The organism is Gluconobacter albidus, from assembly GCF_002005485.1.
Lineage (GTDB): Bacteria > Pseudomonadota > Alphaproteobacteria > Acetobacterales > Acetobacteraceae > Gluconobacter > Gluconobacter albidus.
This window is the reverse complement of the sequence record NZ_CP014689.1, coordinates 762,575-780,759: the sequence shown is the minus strand read 5'-3', so window position 1 is coordinate 780,759 and position 18,185 is coordinate 762,575. Positions and strand designations below refer to the sequence as shown.

General features: G+C 60.8%; 14 protein-coding genes. 5 read left to right on the top strand and 9 right to left on the bottom strand.

Features of this window, described 5'->3' with window-relative positions; genetic code table 11:
• Nucleotides 1-109 precede the first annotated feature (109 nt).
• Nucleotides 110-307 carry a hypothetical protein gene (locus A0U94_RS03455; RefSeq protein WP_062033395.1) on the top strand — a complete coding sequence of 66 codons (198 nt, stop codon included), beginning with the start codon at nucleotides 110-112 and terminating at the stop codon, nucleotides 305-307.
• Between the two features lie 37 nt (nucleotides 308-344).
• Here A0U94_RS03455 and gshB read toward each other — a convergent pair whose 3' ends face one another.
• On the bottom strand, nucleotides 345-1,322 hold the full coding sequence (gene gshB / locus A0U94_RS03450; RefSeq protein WP_077802450.1) for a glutathione synthase: 978 nt from the start codon (nucleotides 1,320-1,322) through the stop codon (nucleotides 345-347).
• 93 nt (nucleotides 1,323-1,415) lie between these two features.
• Between gshB and A0U94_RS03445 the strand changes: the two genes are divergently transcribed.
• Nucleotides 1,416-1,880: an NUDIX hydrolase gene (locus A0U94_RS03445; RefSeq protein ID WP_077802449.1), complete on the top strand. Its 465-nt coding sequence runs from the start codon at nucleotides 1,416-1,418 to the stop codon at nucleotides 1,878-1,880.
• Nucleotides 1,881-1,884: 4 nt separating this feature from the next.
• Here the strand turns inward: A0U94_RS03445 and greB are convergent, their stop codons facing one another.
• The gene (greB, locus tag A0U94_RS03440) at nucleotides 1,885-2,391 is read right to left on the bottom strand and encodes a transcription elongation factor GreB (RefSeq protein ID WP_077802448.1); all 507 of its coding nucleotides are present in this window, start codon (nucleotides 2,389-2,391) and stop codon (nucleotides 1,885-1,887) included.
• A gap of 1 nt (nucleotide 2,392) precedes the next feature.
• Nucleotides 2,393-4,606: an excinuclease ABC subunit UvrB gene (uvrB, locus tag A0U94_RS03435; protein WP_077803814.1), complete on the bottom strand. Its 2,214-nt coding sequence runs from the start codon at nucleotides 4,604-4,606 to the stop codon at nucleotides 2,393-2,395.
• Between the two features lie 169 nt (nucleotides 4,607-4,775).
• Here uvrB and A0U94_RS03430 point away from each other — a divergent pair, with 169 nt between their 5' ends.
• Entirely contained in the window at nucleotides 4,776-5,189 is a 414-nt protein-coding gene (locus tag A0U94_RS03430) for a hypothetical protein (protein ID WP_062110543.1), read from the top strand.
• A 20-nt stretch (nucleotides 5,190-5,209) separates the two neighbouring features.
• On the opposite strand, the gene ctlX is transcribed toward A0U94_RS03430, so the two are convergent.
• Together ctlX and A0U94_RS03420 are read right to left on the bottom strand one after the other, a co-directional pair.
• A complete protein-coding gene (gene ctlX / locus A0U94_RS03425) occupies nucleotides 5,210-6,139 on the bottom strand; it encodes a citrulline utilization hydrolase CtlX (protein ID WP_077802447.1) in 930 nt (309 codons plus the stop codon).
• 27 nt (nucleotides 6,140-6,166) lie between these two features.
• The gene (locus A0U94_RS03420) at nucleotides 6,167-7,183 is read right to left on the bottom strand and encodes an ornithine cyclodeaminase (RefSeq protein WP_077802446.1); all 1,017 of its coding nucleotides are present in this window, start codon (nucleotides 7,181-7,183) and stop codon (nucleotides 6,167-6,169) included.
• Between the two features lie 125 nt (nucleotides 7,184-7,308).
• Here A0U94_RS03420 and A0U94_RS03415 point away from each other — a divergent pair, with 125 nt between their 5' ends.
• Complete coding sequence (locus A0U94_RS03415) at nucleotides 7,309-7,728, top strand: Lrp/AsnC family transcriptional regulator (protein ID WP_062033416.1); 420 nt, start codon at nucleotides 7,309-7,311, stop codon at nucleotides 7,726-7,728.
• Nucleotides 7,729-7,754: 26 nt separating this feature from the next.
• On the opposite strand, the gene A0U94_RS03410 is transcribed toward A0U94_RS03415, so the two are convergent.
• Together A0U94_RS03410 and A0U94_RS03405 are read right to left on the bottom strand one after the other, a co-directional pair.
• A complete protein-coding gene (locus A0U94_RS03410; RefSeq protein ID WP_077802445.1) occupies nucleotides 7,755-9,116 on the bottom strand; it encodes an ABC1 kinase family protein in 1,362 nt (453 codons plus the stop codon).
• A gap of 8 nt (nucleotides 9,117-9,124) precedes the next feature.
• Nucleotides 9,125-10,933, bottom strand: coding sequence for a M3 family oligoendopeptidase (locus A0U94_RS03405; RefSeq protein ID WP_077802444.1), 1,809 nt, complete (start codon nucleotides 10,931-10,933; stop codon nucleotides 9,125-9,127).
• 123 nt (nucleotides 10,934-11,056) lie between these two features.
• On the opposite strand from A0U94_RS03405, the gene A0U94_RS03400 reads away from it, so the two are divergent.
• The gene (locus A0U94_RS03400) at nucleotides 11,057-12,190 is read left to right on the top strand and encodes an acyltransferase family protein (RefSeq protein ID WP_077802443.1); all 1,134 of its coding nucleotides are present in this window, start codon (nucleotides 11,057-11,059) and stop codon (nucleotides 12,188-12,190) included.
• 6 nt (nucleotides 12,191-12,196) lie between these two features.
• On the opposite strand, the gene gltB is transcribed toward A0U94_RS03400, so the two are convergent.
• Entirely contained in the window at nucleotides 12,197-16,717 is a 4,521-nt protein-coding gene (gene gltB, locus A0U94_RS03395; protein WP_062033430.1) for a glutamate synthase large subunit, read from the bottom strand.
• Nucleotides 16,714-18,153, bottom strand: coding sequence for an NAD(P)-dependent oxidoreductase (locus tag A0U94_RS03390; protein WP_077802442.1), 1,440 nt, complete (start codon nucleotides 18,151-18,153; stop codon nucleotides 16,714-16,716). The genes gltB and A0U94_RS03390 overlap by 4 nt, the downstream gene beginning before the upstream one ends.
• Between the last annotated feature and the right edge of the window lie 32 nt (nucleotides 18,154-18,185).

The following is an 18,185-nucleotide window of genomic DNA, read 5'->3' as shown; positions in this document are numbered from 1 at the left end:
AACATGTTCAATTCGCACCTTCTTGCCCTCCCCGATAGGCATCTGGCAAGACACGCAGTGTGCATGACGTTTCAAACCCATGCCTCAAAACGGGCTCAGGAGAACAAACGTGCTGATCTATTTCCTTGTTGCGGTCACTTTGGGCGCCTGGGGCGCCGTCTATTTCCTGTATTTCCGCATACCTCTTCAGGACTGGTTCGGTAATCGTTTCGGCCGGGAAAGCACTCCCGAAATCAAAGAACTTGCTCCGGATGAACCCCGGACATCCTTCGCCCACATGCCTTCTTCAGACGAGGATACGCCCTGACAGGCCGCCCTTTCGGGCAGCCCATTCCAACTTTCCTTCAAGCCAGAACGCGTCTTTCGATCGCATCCCAGATCAGCCCCGCACTGTTGATTCCGTCAAAACGATCCAGTTCCTGCAAACCTGTTGGTGACGTGACGTTGATTTCCGTCAGCCAGTTCCCGATCACGTCGATCCCGGTGAAAATCAGGCCATGTTCGCGCAGATAGGGCCCGATCGCCTCACAGATCTCTCGATCACGCGCCGTCAGTTCGACGCTCATGGCCCTGCCGCCAACATGCATGTTCGAGCGCGCTTCTCCCGTTGCCGGCACCCGGTTAATCGCACCGATGGCCTCGCCATCCACCAGAATGATGCGCTTGTCGCCCTGACGCACGGCCGGCTCATAACGCTGAATCATGAGCGGCTCACGCGAACGTGCGAAGTGCATCTCCAGCAGCGCCCCCAGATTCTCATCATCCGGCTTGATCCGGAAAATCCCCGCACCGCCATTGCCGAACAGCGGCTTGACGATAATGTCCTGATACTTCTCACGGAACGCCAGAATTTCGCGCGTATCCCACGTCACAAGTGTAGGCGGCATCAGATGCGGAAAATGCGTCACCAGAAGCTTTTCCGGCGCATTGCGCACAGCCACCGGATCGTTCACCACCAGCGAGCGACCTTCGCCCACACCATGCACGTGCTCAAGCATATGCGTCGCCGTGATATATCCCATGTCGAACGGCGGATCCTGACGCATCAGGATCACATCCGTCTGCCCCAGATCCAGCACCTGCTCTTCGCCAAACGTCGCGTGATTGCCACGCTCGCGCCGCACCTCGACCCGTCGCGCTCGTGCCTGCACACGGCCACCCTGACCCTGCCCTTCGACAAGGCTCAGCGTCGTCACCGGATAGACCCACAGCTCATAGCCGCGCGCCTGCGCTTCGAGCATCATCGCAAACGTGGAGTCGCCATCAATATTGACGTACTCCAGCGGGTCCATCTGAACAGCAACACGAAGAGAACGGGACATCGGAAAACTCCGGCAGGGAGAAAGGGGAGTGGTCCAGTCCTCTGTAACCGCATGACACGGTTTTTCAAAATCCCGCACCCCGGAGTTTCTTAAATGACTACCCCACGTCGCGCTCCGTTTCAGGTTCTCGTCCTGCCGTTCCGCAAAACCGATCGCGGCACCGAATACGCCCTCTTCCGCCGCAGCGATTCCGGGGACTGGCAACCCATCGCAGGCGGCGGTGACGACGGCGAAACACCCCTGCAAGCCGCCAGACGCGAAATGCAGGAAGAAAGCGGCCTCTCGGCCGACACACCCCTTTTTCCGCTACAGGCCAGCGCCACCATCCCGGTCAGCCATTTTGCAGCCCGCTCCGAATGGTCGCCGCTGCTCTACGCTATCCCGGAACACTGCTTCGCAGCCGACGCCACGGGTCAAACCCTGTCTCTCTCTGCCGAACACACGACCTGTGGCTGGTTTTCTTACGAAGACGCCCGCCAGCACCTGACCTGGGACTCCAACCGCACGGCACTCTGGGAAACAGCCGAACGCCTGCGCGACCGCACGCTCCTGCCATGAGCAATCAAGCCGCCGCCACCGCCATGGGATAGACAATCTTCAAAATCTCGATCTCAACCGGCCCGCGCGGCGTCTGCAACATCGCAACATCGCCCACGCGCGTCCGCATTAGTGCCCGCGCCACCGGCGAGACCAGACTGACCTCGCCGCGCGCCAGATCGGACTCGTCCACGCCAAGGATCGTCACCGTATGCTCGACGTCATCCTCGTCCACATATGTCACGGTCGCGCCAAAAAACACGCGGTCCCGCGTCGTCTGACCGGCGGGATCGACGATCACCGCATTTTCCAGACGCTTGCCCAGAAACCGCATCCGCCGGTCGATTTCCCGCAGCCTGCGTTTGCCATACTGATAATCCGCGTTCTCCGAACGGTCCCCATTACTCGCCGCCCAGGACACGATCTCCACAATGCGCGGCCGTTCCTTCTGCGCGAGTTCCTTCAGTTCAGCGCGCATCACCGCCGCACCTTTCGGCGACAGATAATACGAAAGCGGCGTCTTTTCAGCCATCTCAGCGGCCTCCCCGTCCGCGTTTCTTCTTGGCCGGATCATACCCGCCCCCACCCGGCCCCAAAGGCACAGGCGTCTTCGGAGCCTTACGCGCACCAGGTCTTCCAGCGGTCGAGTTGGCAATCGGCGGCGGCTCAAGCCCCATATCAATAGCTTCCAGGCGCTTGACCTCGTCACGCAACCGGGCTGCCTGCTCGAAGTCCAGATTGGCCGCGGCCTCCCGCATCCGCTTTTCCAGATCCTGAATCGTAGCAGGCAACGATTTGCCGACGAACTGTTCCGTATCGCCAGAGCCATCCGGCGCCACGGTCACATAATCCTGCTCGAACACCGACGACAGCGCATCGCCAATCTTCGAGCGCACCGTCATCGGCGTAATCCCGTGCGCCTCGTTCCATTCCGTCTGCTTGGCCCGACGTCGCGCCGTCTCCTCGATTGCGTATTTCAGGCTGTCCGTCATCTTGTCCGCATAAAGCAGCACACGCCCATCGACGTTACGCGCCGCACGCCCGATCGTCTGGATCAGCGAAGTCTTGGACCGGAGGAACCCTTCCTTGTCCGCATCGAGAATGGCCACGACCGAACATTCCGGAATATCCAGCCCCTCACGCAGCAGGTTGATTCCCACCAGCACATCGAAGGCCCCAAGTCGCAGATCGCGGATGATTTCAATCCGCTCCAGCGTATCCACATCCGAGTGCAGATACCGGACTTTGACGCCCGCTTCGCCCAGATAATCCGTCAGATCCTCGGCCATCCGCTTGGTCAGCGTCGTGACCAGCACACGGCCGCCCTTGCTGATCGCATCCCGACATTCGTGCAGCAGATCATCCACCTGCCCCTCAACCGGACGCACATCCGTCACCGGATCAATCAGCCCCGTCGGACGAATGATCTGCTCGGCAAACACACCGCCGGTCTGCTCCATTTCCCAAGGGCCAGGCGTCGCGGAGACAAAGATCGACTGCGGCCGAAACGCATTCCACTCCCCGAACGCCAGCGGACGGTTGTCGATGCAGGACGGCAAACGGAACCCGTAATCCGACAGCACACTTTTCCGTGCCCTGTCCCCACGCTCCATTCCGCCAATCTGCGGCACCGTGACATGACTTTCATCGACGATCAGCAGCGCATCTTCCGGCAGATATTCAAACAACGTCGGCGGCGGATCACCGGGGCCACGCCCCGACAGATAGCGCGAGTAGTTCTCGATCCCCTTGCACGCCCCCGTCGTCTCGATCATTTCCAGATCGAACGTGGTCCGCTGCGACAGACGCTCCGCTTCCAACAGCTTTCCGTCTTCCGTGAACTGCGTCAGCCGCCCGCGAAGTTCGTTCTTGATCCCGATCATCGCCTGATTGAGCGTGGGACGCGGCGTCACGTAATGCGAGTTCGCATAGACGCTGATTTCCGCCAGATCCGCCGTCTTGTTTCCCGTCAGCGGATCAAACTCCACGATCTGGTCGATCTCATCGCCAAACAGCGACACACGCCAAGCCCGGTCCTCGTTCTGCACCGGGAAGATGTCGATCTGCTCCCCCCGCACCCGGAACGTCCCGCGCTCGAACGCCGCGTCATTGCGCCGGTACTGCAACTCCACCAGCGCCTTGATCAGCCGTTCGCGGTCAATGGACCCCCCGACCTCAAGCCGCACCACCATTTTCGAATATGTCTCGACCGACCCGATACCGTAAATGCAGGAGACGGATGCAACGATGATGACGTCATTACGCTCCAGCAGCGCCTGTGTGGCGGCATGGCGCATCCGGTCAATCTGCTCGTTGATCTGGCTGTCCTTCTCAATATACGTGTCCGACCGTGGCACGTAAGCCTCCGGCTGGTAGTAATCGTAGTAGGACACGAAATACTCGACCGCATTATCCGGAAAGAACTGCTTCATCTCCCCGTAAAGCTGCGCCGCCAGCGTCTTGTTTGGCGCGAGGATAAGCGTCGGCTTCTGCGTTGCCTCGATCACCTTCGCCATGCTGAACGTCTTGCCAGACCCCGTAACGCCCAGCAGAACCTGATCCCGCTCGCCGCCCTCAACGCCCTGCACAAGCTCCGCAATCGCTGTCGGCTGATCGCCCGCCGGATCATAGTCCGACTTGACGACGAGTTTACGCGTCTTGGGTTTGACGGGCTGCCTCTCGGGAAGAAACTGCGTCAGGGGCATGGATGCGGCATTGCGCACGGAAGAGGTCGGTTTTGTGGCCATCATCGCAAGATGGGAAACCCCGTGACACAGGGCAAGAGGCATCTGCACACACATCCGGACGGACAGCATTCCGCCTGCGTATCTTTATGACATTTTATTGCTGAAAGGGATGGAGAGACTCGCAGCCCGGCGGTATCAACAGCCATGTCTCTTTGAAGGAAAAACCGTCATGGACGTCCAGACGATCGAGCAGACCTACACCCAGCTCCAGCAGCAGGCCCAGCAATCCGCGCAGGCGCTTCAGGCTCTCGGCTCCAAGATGCAGGCTGCTGCCCAGACCGGTGACATGCAGGCCCGCGAATGGTCTCTCGACCTGCGCGAACTCGCTCTCGCCTTTCAGGCTGAACAGCAGCAGGTCACGAACCTCCTGCAACAGCTCCACGCGGCCCTCGCCAACGCGCAGCCCGATTACGGCACACAAAACCCCTATCAGGCTCCGACGCAGCAGATCCCCGTCCAGCCGGTGCAGTCCGTGCCCGACAACAACTTCATCTCGAACATTCTCAATTCCGGCTTCGCCCGCTCTGTCGAAGCCGGTGCCGGATTCAGCATCGGCAACGATCTCATCAAGGAAATCTTCTGATTTTCCTCAAGACCCTTCCCTCAGGGGCGCCGGGTCAAATGAATGCCCGCCATCATGCAGCGCACAGACCCACCGGCCAGTTCAATGGTCGGTACGTCGAGCGGCAGAAGCGTGGCCGAACGTTCGATCGCCCGGATCTGCTGTGGCCGGAGCGCCGTCAGGGCGCGGCGTGACAACGCCAGAACGCGCCCTCCGGCGCCCGAAAGCTCCAGAGCATTTCCTGCAAAATCGTTGATCTGCCCAAAAGAAAGATCAACGATCTCCCGACCATTCTCTGCAAGCCTGTCATGCACCTCCCGACGGCGGACGGGATTACCGATCGTCTCCAGGCCGATCAGCGCAAACTCCGTTCCCACACACATCAGGACATTGGTGTGGTAAATGAGTCGTCCGCCCTCATCTGCGGCATCGAAAACGATCGGCTCGAAATTGAAATGCGTGCAAAAGCGCTCCATGGCCACTTCGTTGGTCCGGTTGGACTTCGCCGCATACGCAATCCGGCTGATATGATCGAGAACCATGGCCCCCGTTCCTTCCAGCGACAGGCCATCCTGCTCCAGCCCTGAATAATCAATGACATCCTGAACGCGATACTGCTGTTTCAGCATCTCAATCACATCTGAACGCCGCTCCCGCCGCCGGTTCGGTGAAAACATCGGATAAATGGCGACGTGACCGCCCGCATGCGTCGAGAACCAGTTGTTCGGGAACACGGAATCAGGCGTATCCCGGCCCTCATCCTCAAACAGATGAACCTGAACCCCCGCCTTTTCGAGGCTCTCCGCAGCCCGGCTGACCTCGGCATAAGCCTGCTCCGCAATCTCTACACCCGTCCGGGTGCCATCACGGGTCTGGAACAGATTGTCCCCTTCCGTCTCCGGATTGGGGTGGAAATGATGCGGCCGGATCATGACAACCGCTCTGGGGGCCTGAATTGAGAAAGACGTCATCACTGTATTCCCATGGACCAGAAAAATTCAGTTTTGCTGCAAAAGACCAAACAGGTTCCGGGGATCTTCCGGTTCGGCCACAAGGTCGATCTCCGTATAGAATCCGGTTCCCTGAACCTTGTCGCGCAAATATCGCAGCGCCGAAAAATCTTCCGTAGCAAAGCCGACCGAATCAAAAATCGTGATCTCCTGACCAGACCGGCGCCCCTCCGCCTCTCCGGTGATGACCTGCCACAGCTCCGTCACCGGAAAATCTTCCGGCATCTGCTGGATCTCGCCTTCGATGCGCGTCTGTTCAGGATATTCCACGAAAACACGCCCGCGCCTGAGAATATCTGCCTGAAGCTCCGTCTTGCCAGGACAGTCGCCTCCCACGGCGTTGATATGAACACCGGCGCCAATCATGTTGTCTGACAGGATGGTCGCCTTCAGCTTGTCGGCCGTCACGGTGGTAATCACATCTGCGCCCAGCACCGCCTCCTGACTGCTCCGCGCCACCAGAATTTCCAGCCCGCTTTCCGCCATGTTATGGCAGAATTTTTCAGCTGCAGCCGGATCGACATCATACACCCGCACATGTGTGATCCCCAGCAGCACCCTGAACGCCGTCGCCTGAAACTCGGATTGCGCGCCCAGTCCGATCATCGCCATCACTCTGCTGTCGGGCCGTGCAAGATAGCGCGCAGCCAGCGCAGACGTCGCCGCAGTCCGCAGGGCCGTCAACAGCGTCATTTCCGACAGCAGCAGGGGATACCCCGACGCCACATCCGACAGCACCCCGAATGCCGTCACGGTCTGGAGACCCTGCCGCGTATTTCCGGGATGCCCGTTGACGTATTTGAAGCCATAAAGCGCAGCATCAGCGGTCGGCATCAGTTCGATCACGCCTTCGGCAGAATGGCTGGCCACACGCGGCGTCTTGTCAAATTCCGGCCAGCGCCGGAAATCGTTTTCGATAAACCCGGCAAGTTCGCTCAAAAAGGTTTCTACCCCGACCGCACGCACCAGACTGATGAGGTTCCCGACACCGACATACTGGACCATGATCTCTCCTGCTTGCTGCTACAGGAAAATGGTGCCGTCACGAATAAGCGGTTTGAATGCACAATCTGTACAGTCTTTCAGGATTCTTATGACAGATCGTCAATTCTGAAATATCATAATGTCAGATGCATATTTTCGATGATCTCGACCGCAAACTGATTGCCGTCCTGCGTGAAGATGGCCGCGCGCCCGTCGCAAAACTCGCCACTATCGCGGGCGTGTCCCGCGCGACCATACAATCACGGCTGGATCGCCTGCTGCAAAGTGGTGCCATTCTGGGCTTCACAGTCCGAGCGCGCGAACATCACGACGAAATCCGCGCCATCATGCTGATCGAAGTCGCTGGAAAATCCACGACGGCGGTTATCCGCTCCCTGCGCGCCATCCCCGAGCTTCACGCCCTTCACACGACGAACGGCGCGTGGGACCTGATCGCCGAAATCCGCACAGACACACTTCAGAACTTCGACCGCGTTCTGCGCGACGTCCGCATGACGGATGGCATTCTCAACTCAGAAACCAGCCTGCTCCTCAGCACCATCTGAACAGCAGGAAGGTGGGCCGTTTTGTCTCAGAGCGAAGACAGCGCCGGGGGCACCTTCGCCTTCGCCAGAGCCTCTTTCTGCCGTGCTGCCAGCACATTCACATCGAAGCCCTCGATCAGTTCCTCGAACATATTGTGCCAGTTCAGCCGCGCCTCCAGGCGCAGGAACGCGCTGCCCAGTCCGATCGCGGAGCGGTCCATCAGCACAAACTCACGCGGCAGTTTCACACCGCCCGTGCGCTTGAGCCCGTCATATACCTTCTCCAGAACCTGGCGCGCTTCCGCCGGATCGTTGCTCTCCTGCATGGAGCAAACCCGGTCCGTCATCAGCGGACGATAGAAGAAGCGTGCCCATTCATTCAGAATACCCGCCGTCTCACGCGAGATTCCGACGAAGCCCCACTTGCTGTAGGCATGGAAGGCCATTTCCTCGTTGTTCTCACGCAGGGCCGTGAACAGATCAATGATCCCCTCCACAAAACGCGGCGAGAAGATCCGCACAGCTCCGAAATCCAGCAGGTTCAGACCATAGTCGTCCCGCACGGTGAAGTTGCCCATATGCGGATCACCGTGAATGACACCATAGCGATAGACCGGCGTGTACCAGGCCTTGAACAGTGCCGTGGCCATCGCGTTGCGATCTTCCAGCCGCAGGTTTTCGCCCAGAACGACCCGCATGCTTCGGCCGCTCACCCAATCCATCGTCAGCAGCCGTCCGGTGGACAGTTCCTCCACCGGCGCCGGAACCGTCACCTCGGGCGTCTCGGAAAGCATGTCCCGATACAGCCGCAAATGGCTCGCTTCCCGCCGGTAATCCAGCTCTTCGCGCAGTCGGTCCGCGAGTTCTGTATAAACCTCATCCTGCCGGATCGTCGTCTCGAACTGCTTGTAAATGCCCAAAGCCGCCCGGAACTGCCGCAGATCCGAATCCACAGCAGCCTGCATATCCGGATACTGCAATTTGCACGCCACCTCGCGCCCATCGACCAGACGCGCCCGGTGCACCTGTCCGAGCGACGCTGCCGCCACGGCTTCATGGCTGAAGGAGCGGAAATGCTTTTCCCACCCCGCCCCAAGCTCCGCCTGCATCCGACGGCGCACAAAGCTCCAGCCCATCGGCGGCGCGTTGGACTGCAGATGCGCCAGTTCTTCCGCATATTCATCCGGAAGCGCACCCGGGATAGTGGAGAGAAGCTGGGCCGCCTTCATCAGCGGGCCCTTGAGGTTTCCCAACGCCGACTTCAGGCCCTCTGCATGAACGCCCTTGTCCGTCTTGAAGCCCAGACGGTTGCCCGCCATCCGCGCCGCAATACCGCCGACCGCGCCGGAAGTCCGCGCCATGCGACGCAGTTCCCCCATAAGGCCGGTGTTGTCGAGATCCCTCGCCATGATGCTCCTCAGTCCTCCTGCTCGAGCTGATCAATCAGCCCCGAGATCACATCCAGTCCTTTACGCCAGAAACTCGGATCTGTCGCATCAAGTCCGAACGGCGCGAGCAGTTCCTTGTGTCGCAGCGTTCCGCCCGCTTCGAGCATGGTGCGGTATTTCGCAGCAAAACCCTCAGGCTTTTCCTGATAAACACCGTAAAGCGCATTCACCAGACAGTCCCCGAAAGCATACGCATAAACATAGAACGGGGAATGCACGAAATGCGGAATATACGACCAGTAGAGGTCATAATCCGGTGTGAAGTGGAACACAGGCCCCAGACTCCGCACCTGGACCTCACGCCAGATTTCTCCCAGACGCTCCGGCGAAAGTTCGCCCTTCGCGCGCTCGTCATGAACCTTCACTTCAAACTGATAGAATGCGATCTGCCGGACAACCGTGTTCAGCATATCCTCGACCTTCGCCGCCAGCATGTGACGACGGCGCTTCGGATCGCTCTCCGCATCCAGCAATGACTGGAACGTCAGCATCTCGCCAAACACCGACGCCGTCTCCGCCAGCGTGAGCGGCGTATCGGCGTTCAGATAGCCCTGCTTTTTCCCGGCCAACGTCTGGTGCACGCCATGTCCCAGCTCATGCGCCAGCGTCATGACATCCCGCGGCTGCCCGCGATAGTTCATCAGGATGTAGGGATGCACTGACGGCACGCAGGAATGCGAGAACGCCCCTGAAGACTTGCCCGCCACGGGTGCCGCATCAATCCAAGGATGCGTCAGGAACCGGTTCACGATCTCGCCCAGACCCGGATCAAACCCGGCATAGGCCGTGCGCACAATCTCCTTGCCCTGCTCCCAGTCGATCTTCCGCACCTCGACACCCGGCAACGGCGCATTGCGGTCCCAGTGCTCCAGCTTCTCAAGCCCGAGCCACTTCGCCTTGAGCGCATAATACCGGTGTGCCAGTCGCGGATAGGCCTCATCCACTGCGCCCACCAGCGCATCAACGACCTCGTCCTCAACCATGTTCGCCAGATTGCGCGAACTCGTCGGGCGCTGATAACCCCGCAGCTTGTCCCCGATCGCCTTGTCCTTGGCGAGCGTGTTGGTAATCATCGTCAACAGCCGCGAGTTTTCACCCAGAACCGCACTGATCTGCTGCGCCGCAGCCTCACGCTTCGCACGATCCGCATTTGTCAGCAGATTGAACGCCTCGCCCAGCGGCTTGTCCTCACCGTCGATCGTGACACTCAGCGTCGCCATGGTTTCATCGAACAGCCGGTTCCAGGCATTTCGCCCCGTCACCGACTTGTCCATCAGCACCTGCTCGACCTCATCAGAAAGCTGATAGGGCCGGTACATCCGCAGATCCCGCAGATACGCATCCCATTTGCGCATTTCCGGCGCTTCGCAGATCTGTGCCAGATCCTCGTCCGCGATCCGGTTCAGCTCCAGCGTGAAGAACATCAGGTCGGAGGCCACCTCCGTCATCCGCTCCTGCACACCCTGCGCGAACCGCCCCCAGACCGGGTCAGTCGTATGCGCAGCAAAGCCCAGGCTGGAGAACGACCCGATCTTCCCGAGACCTTCCTCGATCGCCTCATATTCGGCGAAGGCCGCAGCGAGTTCCGCCCCGCCCAGATCGCCCAGACGTCCTTTGTACGTCTCACAGAAACGGCGCGCCTCCCCCGCCCAGCGATCAAAATCCGCCGCCAGCACCGGATCTTCCGGCGAAGCATAGAGATCGGAGAGGTCCCAGCGGGGCGGCATCTGCTCCCCGGAGGACGAATTGGGCGTGCCGTCAGCGGCAGAAAAGAGCATGGTCATACCCTGACCTTAGAGCCACAATCCCCGCCGTCAAACGGGATGTTGATGACAAATCCGTAGTGTAAAACTGCCGCCCAACCGCGACACAGCCCGCAACCCCGGATCTTCCGCCACTTCATGCATAAATACCCCCCCCAGGCATCTGAGCGCCTGACATCCTTTGAAAATCTTCGGGAGCGAATCGTAGGCCCCGATCTGGTGCGTTCGGTCGCCATTCTCGATGTCCTGATCTGCCATGACGGAAGCCTGTTTCTGGACTGGTGGCACCGCACACTCCCGTTCCATCTTGCGGTGCTGGGCTTCTACGGTGTGATGCTGTTCTTCGTCCTCAGCGGCTTCCTGATCGGCACGATCATGCTGGACCTGCTGGAACGCGGAACCTCCCTGAAAGGCTGGGGCATTTTCCTTATCCGCCGATGGATGCGAACCCTCCCGGCCTATTATGTCTGGCTGTTCTTCCTGCTGATCCCGCTCGCTTATTTCGGCCCCTACGGCGTGGTCTGGGACGAAGCCCGCCGCGTCCTGCCATGGTTCCTGACCCTGACGCAAAATCTCGGCTGGCCCATGGTCTCGAACTGGTATGGCGTCACATGGTCACTCTGCGTGGAGGAATGGTTCTACATCACCTTCCCCGCCCTGCTGCTCACCCTTCTCGCCTGCCGCGTCAAACCGGCCCTGGCCTTTGGAAGCACGCTTGCAGCCTTCTTCATCGTGCCGCTCTGCTGGCGGCTATCTCTGCCCGCAGACGTCAACTGGGACGAGGTCACCAGCAAGATCGTTCCCTGCCGTTTCGACTCGATTGCATGGGGCATTACTGCTGCGTGCCTCACCCGATACGCGAAAACCGTTTCCCGCCTGCACATCCCACTGGCCCTCATCGGCACGGGGATTGTCCTGACGACATGGCTGGCAGACCTTTTGCCCATCCCGCTCTGGACACACCATTTTCAGACTATGGCGATTTTCGATGTCGTGGGCTTCGGCTATGCGCTCTGCATGCCCGCGATGATGCGCCTGCGAACCCTGCCGCCCCTGATCGGCCCGGCGGTCCGCAGCCTCAGCACCCACAGCTACGGGCTTTATCTGTGCCATCTCCCGCTGGTGATGATGGCTGGCGACCTTCAGGCCCGCTACGGCCTTGGCCGCAGACATGCCGTGATCTTCACGCTCCTCACCACGATCGGTGGCGCGATCCTGTCATGGCGCCTCGTGGAGCGCCCCTGCCTGAAACTCCGCCCCAGGCAGGGATAACGCGCCTCAGGCCGAAAGCTGGGACAGATCTTCCTGAACATAGCCGATGATCCGCGCATAATCGCGCGGCACGACGTGCCAGAAGCGCTCCAGCGTCCGCTCCCAGCAATGCAGCAGATCCTCGGCATAGGTGCTGCCGGTCTCCGCCACATGCCGCTCAACCAGCGCCCGAAGCTCCTGATCCCAGCGGCTGCCAGCCTGCACACGGCTCCAGATCACCGTATCGGGGTTGATCTGCGCCTCGAACCGCCCCTTCACGTCCAGCACATAAGCCATGCCCCCCGTGAAACCGGCACCAAAATTGTCGCCCGTCTCCCCAAGGATCACAACCGTCCCGCCGGTCATGTATTCGCAGCCATTCGAGCCACAGCCCTCGACCACCGCCGTCGCACCCGAGTTTCGCACTGCAAAGCGCTCACCCGCCTGCCCGGCCGCAAACAGCGTCCCCGCCGTCGCTCCGTACAGAACCGTATTGCCGATGATCGCGCTCTGCTCGGACGCCCACTGCGCCGCCGGTGACTTGCGGACAACGATCGTCGCCCCCGAAAGCCCCTTGCCGACATAGTCGTTGGCATCGCCCTCGACTTCGATCTTGAGCCCCTGCACACCAAACGCACCCAGAGACTGCCCGGCAGACCCGCGCAGCGACAGCGTAAGCTGGCCTTCCGGAAGCTCCTTCATGCCGAATTTGCGCGTGATCAGCCCCGAAACCCGCGTACCGATCGCACGATGGGTGTTCTGCACGGTGTAATGCAGGTGCAGCTTCTCCCGACGCTCGAACAGCGCGGTCGCATCCGGGATGATCTGCCCGTCCAGCGTCTCCGGCACTTCGTTACGCCCTTCACGGGTGCAGTAACGCGCATGCTCGCCCGGATCGGCCTGAACCAGCAGGGAGTTCAGATCCAAATCATCCAGATAATCCGCACCACGCGACACCTGACGCAGCATATCCGTCCGTCCGATCACCTCTTCAAGCGACCGCACGCCCAGATCCGCCAGAATATGCCGGATGTCTTCCGCAATCAGCGTGAACAGGTTGATGACCTTCTCCGGCGATCCCCCGAACTTCTCGCGCAGCTTCTCGTCCTGCACACACACGCCCACCGGACAGGTGTTGGAGTGGCACTGGCGCACCATGATGCAACCCATCGCCACGAGCGCGGCCGTACCAATGCCGAACTCTTCCGCGCCCAGCATCGCCGCCATGACAACGTCGCGGCCAGTCTTGATGCCGCCATCCGTCCGCAGCACCAGACGATGACGCAGCCGGTTCAGCATCAGCACCTGATGCGCCTCCGACAGCCCCATTTCCCACGGCAGACCCGCATAATGGATCGAAGACTGCGGGCTCGCACCCGTCCCTCCCGAATGGCCGGAAATCAGGATCGCATCCGCTTTGGCTTTCGCAACACCGGCCGCAATCGTGCCAATGCCCGTCCGCGCCACCAGCTTGACCGTGACGGTCGCCGTCGGATTGATCTGCTTGAGATCGTAAATGAGCTGCGCCAGATCTTCGATCGAATAGATGTCGTGATGCGGCGGCGGCGAAATCAGCGTCACCCCCGGCGTCGCATGACGCAGACGCCCGATCAGTTCCGTCACCTTGAACCCCGGAAGCTGCCCACCCTCGCCGGGCTTCGCACCCTGCGCCATCTTGATCTCGATCTCGCGGCAGTCATTCAGATACTGCGCGGTCACACCAAAACGCCCGGACGCCACCTGCTTGATCGCCGAAGACGCATTGTCCCCGTTCGGACGCGGCTTGGAGCGCTCGGCATCCTCGCCACCCTCACCGGAATCGGATTTCGCACCAATCCGGTTCATGGCAATCGCCAGCGTCTCATGCGCCTCGGGGCTCAGAGCGCCCAGCGAAATTCCCGGTGCCACCAGACGACGGCGGATCTGCGTGATGCTCTCCACTTCATCCACCGGAACCGGCGCATGAAGCGGCTTGAAATCCAGCAGATCCCGCAGCGCCACCGGCGGCATCTGACGCACCGCATCCGCGTAACGCCGGTATAGCGTAAAGCTGTTCGCCGTCACCGCACTCTGGAGCATGTGGACCAGCTGGCCGGAGAACGCATGCGTCTCACCCTGACGCCGCAGCTTGTAGCGTCCGCCGACCGGCAGCGCCTCGACCTTCCGGTTCCACGCGGCCGCATGTGCGCCAAGAACGTTCCGCGCAATTCCCGGCAGACCAATCCCCGAAATCCGCGACGGCATGCCCGGGAAGAACTCTGCTACCAGCGCACGGGACAGCCCGATTGCCTCGAAATTATACCCGCCACGATAGGCCGAAATGATCGAAATGCCCGACTTGGACATGATCTTCAACAGACCCTTATCCACGGCCTTGCGATACCGCTCCATCGCCTCACGCAGCGACATCTTGCCGAACAGCCCGCGCCGCAGCCGGTCCGCCACGCAATACTGCGCCAGAGCCGGATTCACCGTCGTCGCACCCACACCAATCGTGACGGCAATCGCATGAACGTCGATCGCCCCGGACGTCCGCACGTTCAGCGACGTAAACGTCCGCAGCGAATTGCGCACCAGATGGATATGCACGGCTGCGGTGGCGAGGATCATCGGAATCGCAACCCGCGTCGCATCCGTATTGTCATCCGTCAGGAACAGATGCGTGCACCCGCCACGAACATGATCCTCAGCCTGCGCCCGGATGGACGCAATCGCCGCTCGCAGACCTTCCTCGCCCTCTTCAGCCGGAAAGGTGCAGTCGATCACGCCAGCATTCTCGCCGCAGACCTTCCGCAGCTCGTCGAACTCACCAATCGTGAGCACAGGGCTCGGCAGCTGCAACAGATCGCACTGCTCCGGCGCCTGATCGAGGATGTTCCCCAGATTGCCCAGCCGCGTAATCAGGCTCATCACCCGCGTCTCACGCAGGGAATCGATCGGCGGATTCGTGACCTGGCTGAACCCCTGACGGAAATAATGCGACAACCCGCGATAGATCTTCGACAGGACCTGAAGCGGCGTATCATCACCCATCGAGCCCAGAGCCTCGGCCGCATTCTCCACCATCGGGTGCAGAATGGTCTCCAGTTCCTCATGCGTCAGACTGACCGCCACCTGATGCCGCCGCAGCACATCCGGGTCCAGCGCCTCAGGCTCCACAACATCGCGCACGATTGGCTCGATATCGCGGATGCGCTTCACCCAGCCCTGGAAATCCTGACGCGAGGCCAGCATCTCGAGCAGCTCTTCAGACTGGTAAAGCCGCCCTTCCTTCAGATCGAGCGCCAGCGTCTGCCCCGGACCAAGCCGCCCGCGGCTTTTGACGCGCGCATCTGGCACCCGGACCATCCCCGTCTCGGAGCCCACGATGAGCAGACCATCCTGCGTGATGCTGTACCGCAACGGGCGCAGCCCGGCGCGATCCAGCCCGGCCACGACCCAGCGCCCATCCGTCGCACACAGCGCCGCCGGACCATCCCAGGGCTCGATCACCGCATTGCAGTACCGAAACAGCGCCCGCGCCGCGTCAGACATCGCCGAATTCGCACCGCCAGAGGCCGGCACCAGCATCGTCTTCGCCATCGGCGCATCCCGCCCGGCGAAGGTCAGCAGCTCGAACACATTGTCCAGAACCGCCGTATCCGAACCGGCAGCCTGCACCACAGGCTTCAGATCCGCCATGTACGGGTCCAGCTCCGGATGTGCAAGCCGCGTCTCATGCGAGCGCATCCAGTTCGTATTGCCCGAAATCGTGTTGATTTCGCCGTTATGCGCCACCTTGCGGAACGGCTGGGCCAGCTTCCAGGTCGGGAACGTGTTGGTCGAATATCGCTGATGATAGATCGCAAACCGCGACACGAACCGTTCATCCAGCAGATCCGGATAAAAATCCGTCAGGTTCTCGGCCAGGAACATGCCCTTGTAGATTACCGAGCGGCAAGACATCGAACACACATACAGATCAACCTGCTGCGCCGTCGCCTGCTTCTCGATCCGCCGACGCAACACGTACAGGTCGCGCTCAAACTCGTCCTCGGACCGGCCAAGCCGGTTACGGATCATGATCTGCTCGATTTCCGGCCGCGTCTGGTTGGCCTTCTCGCCAATGCATGCCGTATCAATCGGCACCTGACGCCAGCCATAGATCCCGTAACCGAAGTTCAGGATCTCCGTCTCGATGATCTGACGGCCGCGCTCCTGCGATCCCAGATCGGTCTTGGGCAGGAACACCATGCCCACCGCAATGCGCCCGTCGATCGTGTCGTCGCTGGAGCCGTTATGGATCGCCTCGGCAAAGAAATCCTGCGGGATTTCCACATGAATGCCCGCGCCATCGCCGGTCTTGCCGTCTGCATCCACCGCACCGCGATGCCAGATATTGCCCAGCGCCTCGATTCCCGCCTGAACCACACTGCGCGACGGCTTGCCGTCCAGCGCCGCGACCAGACCCACACCACAGGAATCGCGCTCCTGCGACGGGTCATACAGCCCCTTCAGCCGTTCGACGTTCTCGGCATACTCGCGGATGAAATCGTTATTCTGTGTCATTCCGCGGCCTCCAGAGAACCGGTTACTGTTTCAGTCAGATGATGATGGATCGCATCGGCCGCATTCCGGCCGTCCTTGATAGCCCAGACAACAAGGCTCGCTCCGCGCACAATATCGCCCCCGGCGAACACACCTGGCAGGCTCGTCTCAAAGCCCCCCGGCGGCACCGTCAGCGTGCCCCAGCGCGTCACAGCCAGCTCAGGCGTATTGAACTGCCCCGGCAGATCCTCGGGATCAAAGCCAAGAGCCTTGATGACCAGATCGCCCTCGATCACGTCATGCTGCCCCGTGCCCTCGATGGACCGGCGCCCCGATGCATCCGGAGAACCCAGACGCATCTTCAGCACCCGTACACCCGACACGCTGTCATCGCCCAGAAACGCTTCCGGCGAGGCCAGCCATTCGAAATGCGCGCCTTCTTCCTCGGCATTGTAAACTTCCTGTCGCGACCCCGGCATATTCGCCCGGTCCCGACGGTAAACGCATGTCACACGCTCGGCACCCTGACGGATCGACGTGCGCACGCAGTCCATGGCCGTGTCACCACCGCCAATCACCACGACCCGACGCCCCTTCGCATGAAGCGCCGCATCCTCGCCCGGATCCTCATCATAGCCCCGACGGTTGGATGCCGTCAGGAAGTCGATCGCATCGACAATACCCTCAAGCCCGGCTCCCGGCACCTTCACATCACGCGAGCGATACACGCCTGTTGCGAGAAATACCGCATCATGCCGCGCCCGCAGATCCTCAAGCGCCGTCTCGCCCTCGCCCGAACCAACCGGCGTGGAGAGGTGGAACACGATCCCCTGCGCCTCCAGCAGCGCGTGACGCCGCGCCATGACATGCTTTTCCAGCTTGAAGCTCGGAATACCGTACGTCATGAGCCCGCCCACACGGTCCTGACGCTCATAGACATGAACCTCATAACCCTGCGCCCGCAGCCGCTCCGCACAGGCCAGCCCCGCAGGCCCCGACCCCACGATTCCGACACTGCGCCCGAGTTCACGATCCGGGAGCGCCGGCTTCACCCAGCCCTGCTCGAACGCATTTTCGGTAATGAACCGCTCAACAGCGCCAATGGTGACGCTCTCAAAGCCTTTGTTGATGACGCAGTTGCCTTCGCACAGCCGGTCCTGCGGACAGATCCGCCCGCAGATCTCCGGAAACGTATTCGTCGCAGACGACATCTCATACGCTTCCTCAAGCCGGTCTTCCGCCGTCAGCTTCAGCCAGTCGGGAATGTTGTTCCCCAGCGGACAATGCACGGAGCAGAACGGAATCCCGCACTGCGAGCAACGCGACGCCTGCTCTTCCGCCCGGCTGCGCGCGAACCCACGATAAATCTCCCCGAAGTCCTGACGGCGTTCGTGCGCGTCGCGCTTCTCCGGAAGCACCTGGGGGTGGGTGACGAACTGCAACATCCGTTCGGCCATGCGTCGTGTCTCCTGCAAACATGCGAGTGAGA

What these genes read in the sequence shown, in the direction of transcription:
- A0U94_RS03410 (WP_077802445.1), bottom strand. Translation starts at nt 9,116, where the DNA reads ATGGCGAGGGATCTCGACAACACCGGCCTTATGGGGGAACTGCGTCGC.
- uvrB (WP_077803814.1), bottom strand. Translation starts at nt 4,606, where the DNA reads ATGGCCACAAAACCGACCTCTTCCGTGCGCAATGCCGCATCCATGCCC.
- A0U94_RS03405 (WP_077802444.1), bottom strand. Translation starts at nt 10,933, where the DNA reads ATGCTCTTTTCTGCCGCTGACGGCACGCCCAATTCGTCCTCCGGGGAG.
- ctlX (WP_077802447.1), bottom strand. Translation starts at nt 6,139, where the DNA reads ATGACGTCTTTCTCAATTCAGGCCCCCAGAGCGGTTGTCATGATCCGG.
- A0U94_RS03400 (WP_077802443.1), top strand. Translation starts at nt 11,057, where the DNA reads ATGCATAAATACCCCCCCCAGGCATCTGAGCGCCTGACATCCTTTGAA.
- A0U94_RS03420 (WP_077802446.1), bottom strand. Translation starts at nt 7,183, where the DNA reads ATGGTCCAGTATGTCGGTGTCGGGAACCTCATCAGTCTGGTGCGTGCG.
- gshB (WP_077802450.1), bottom strand. Translation starts at nt 1,322, where the DNA reads ATGTCCCGTTCTCTTCGTGTTGCTGTTCAGATGGACCCGCTGGAGTAC.
- A0U94_RS03430 (WP_062110543.1), top strand. Translation starts at nt 4,776, where the DNA reads ATGGACGTCCAGACGATCGAGCAGACCTACACCCAGCTCCAGCAGCAG.
- A0U94_RS03415 (WP_062033416.1), top strand. Translation starts at nt 7,309, where the DNA reads ATGCATATTTTCGATGATCTCGACCGCAAACTGATTGCCGTCCTGCGT.
- A0U94_RS03390 (WP_077802442.1), bottom strand. Translation starts at nt 18,153, where the DNA reads ATGGCCGAACGGATGTTGCAGTTCGTCACCCACCCCCAGGTGCTTCCG.
- A0U94_RS03445 (WP_077802449.1), top strand. Translation starts at nt 1,416, where the DNA reads ATGACTACCCCACGTCGCGCTCCGTTTCAGGTTCTCGTCCTGCCGTTC.
- greB (WP_077802448.1), bottom strand. Translation starts at nt 2,391, where the DNA reads ATGGCTGAAAAGACGCCGCTTTCGTATTATCTGTCGCCGAAAGGTGCG.
- gltB (WP_062033430.1), bottom strand. Translation starts at nt 16,717, where the DNA reads ATGACACAGAATAACGATTTCATCCGCGAGTATGCCGAGAACGTCGAA.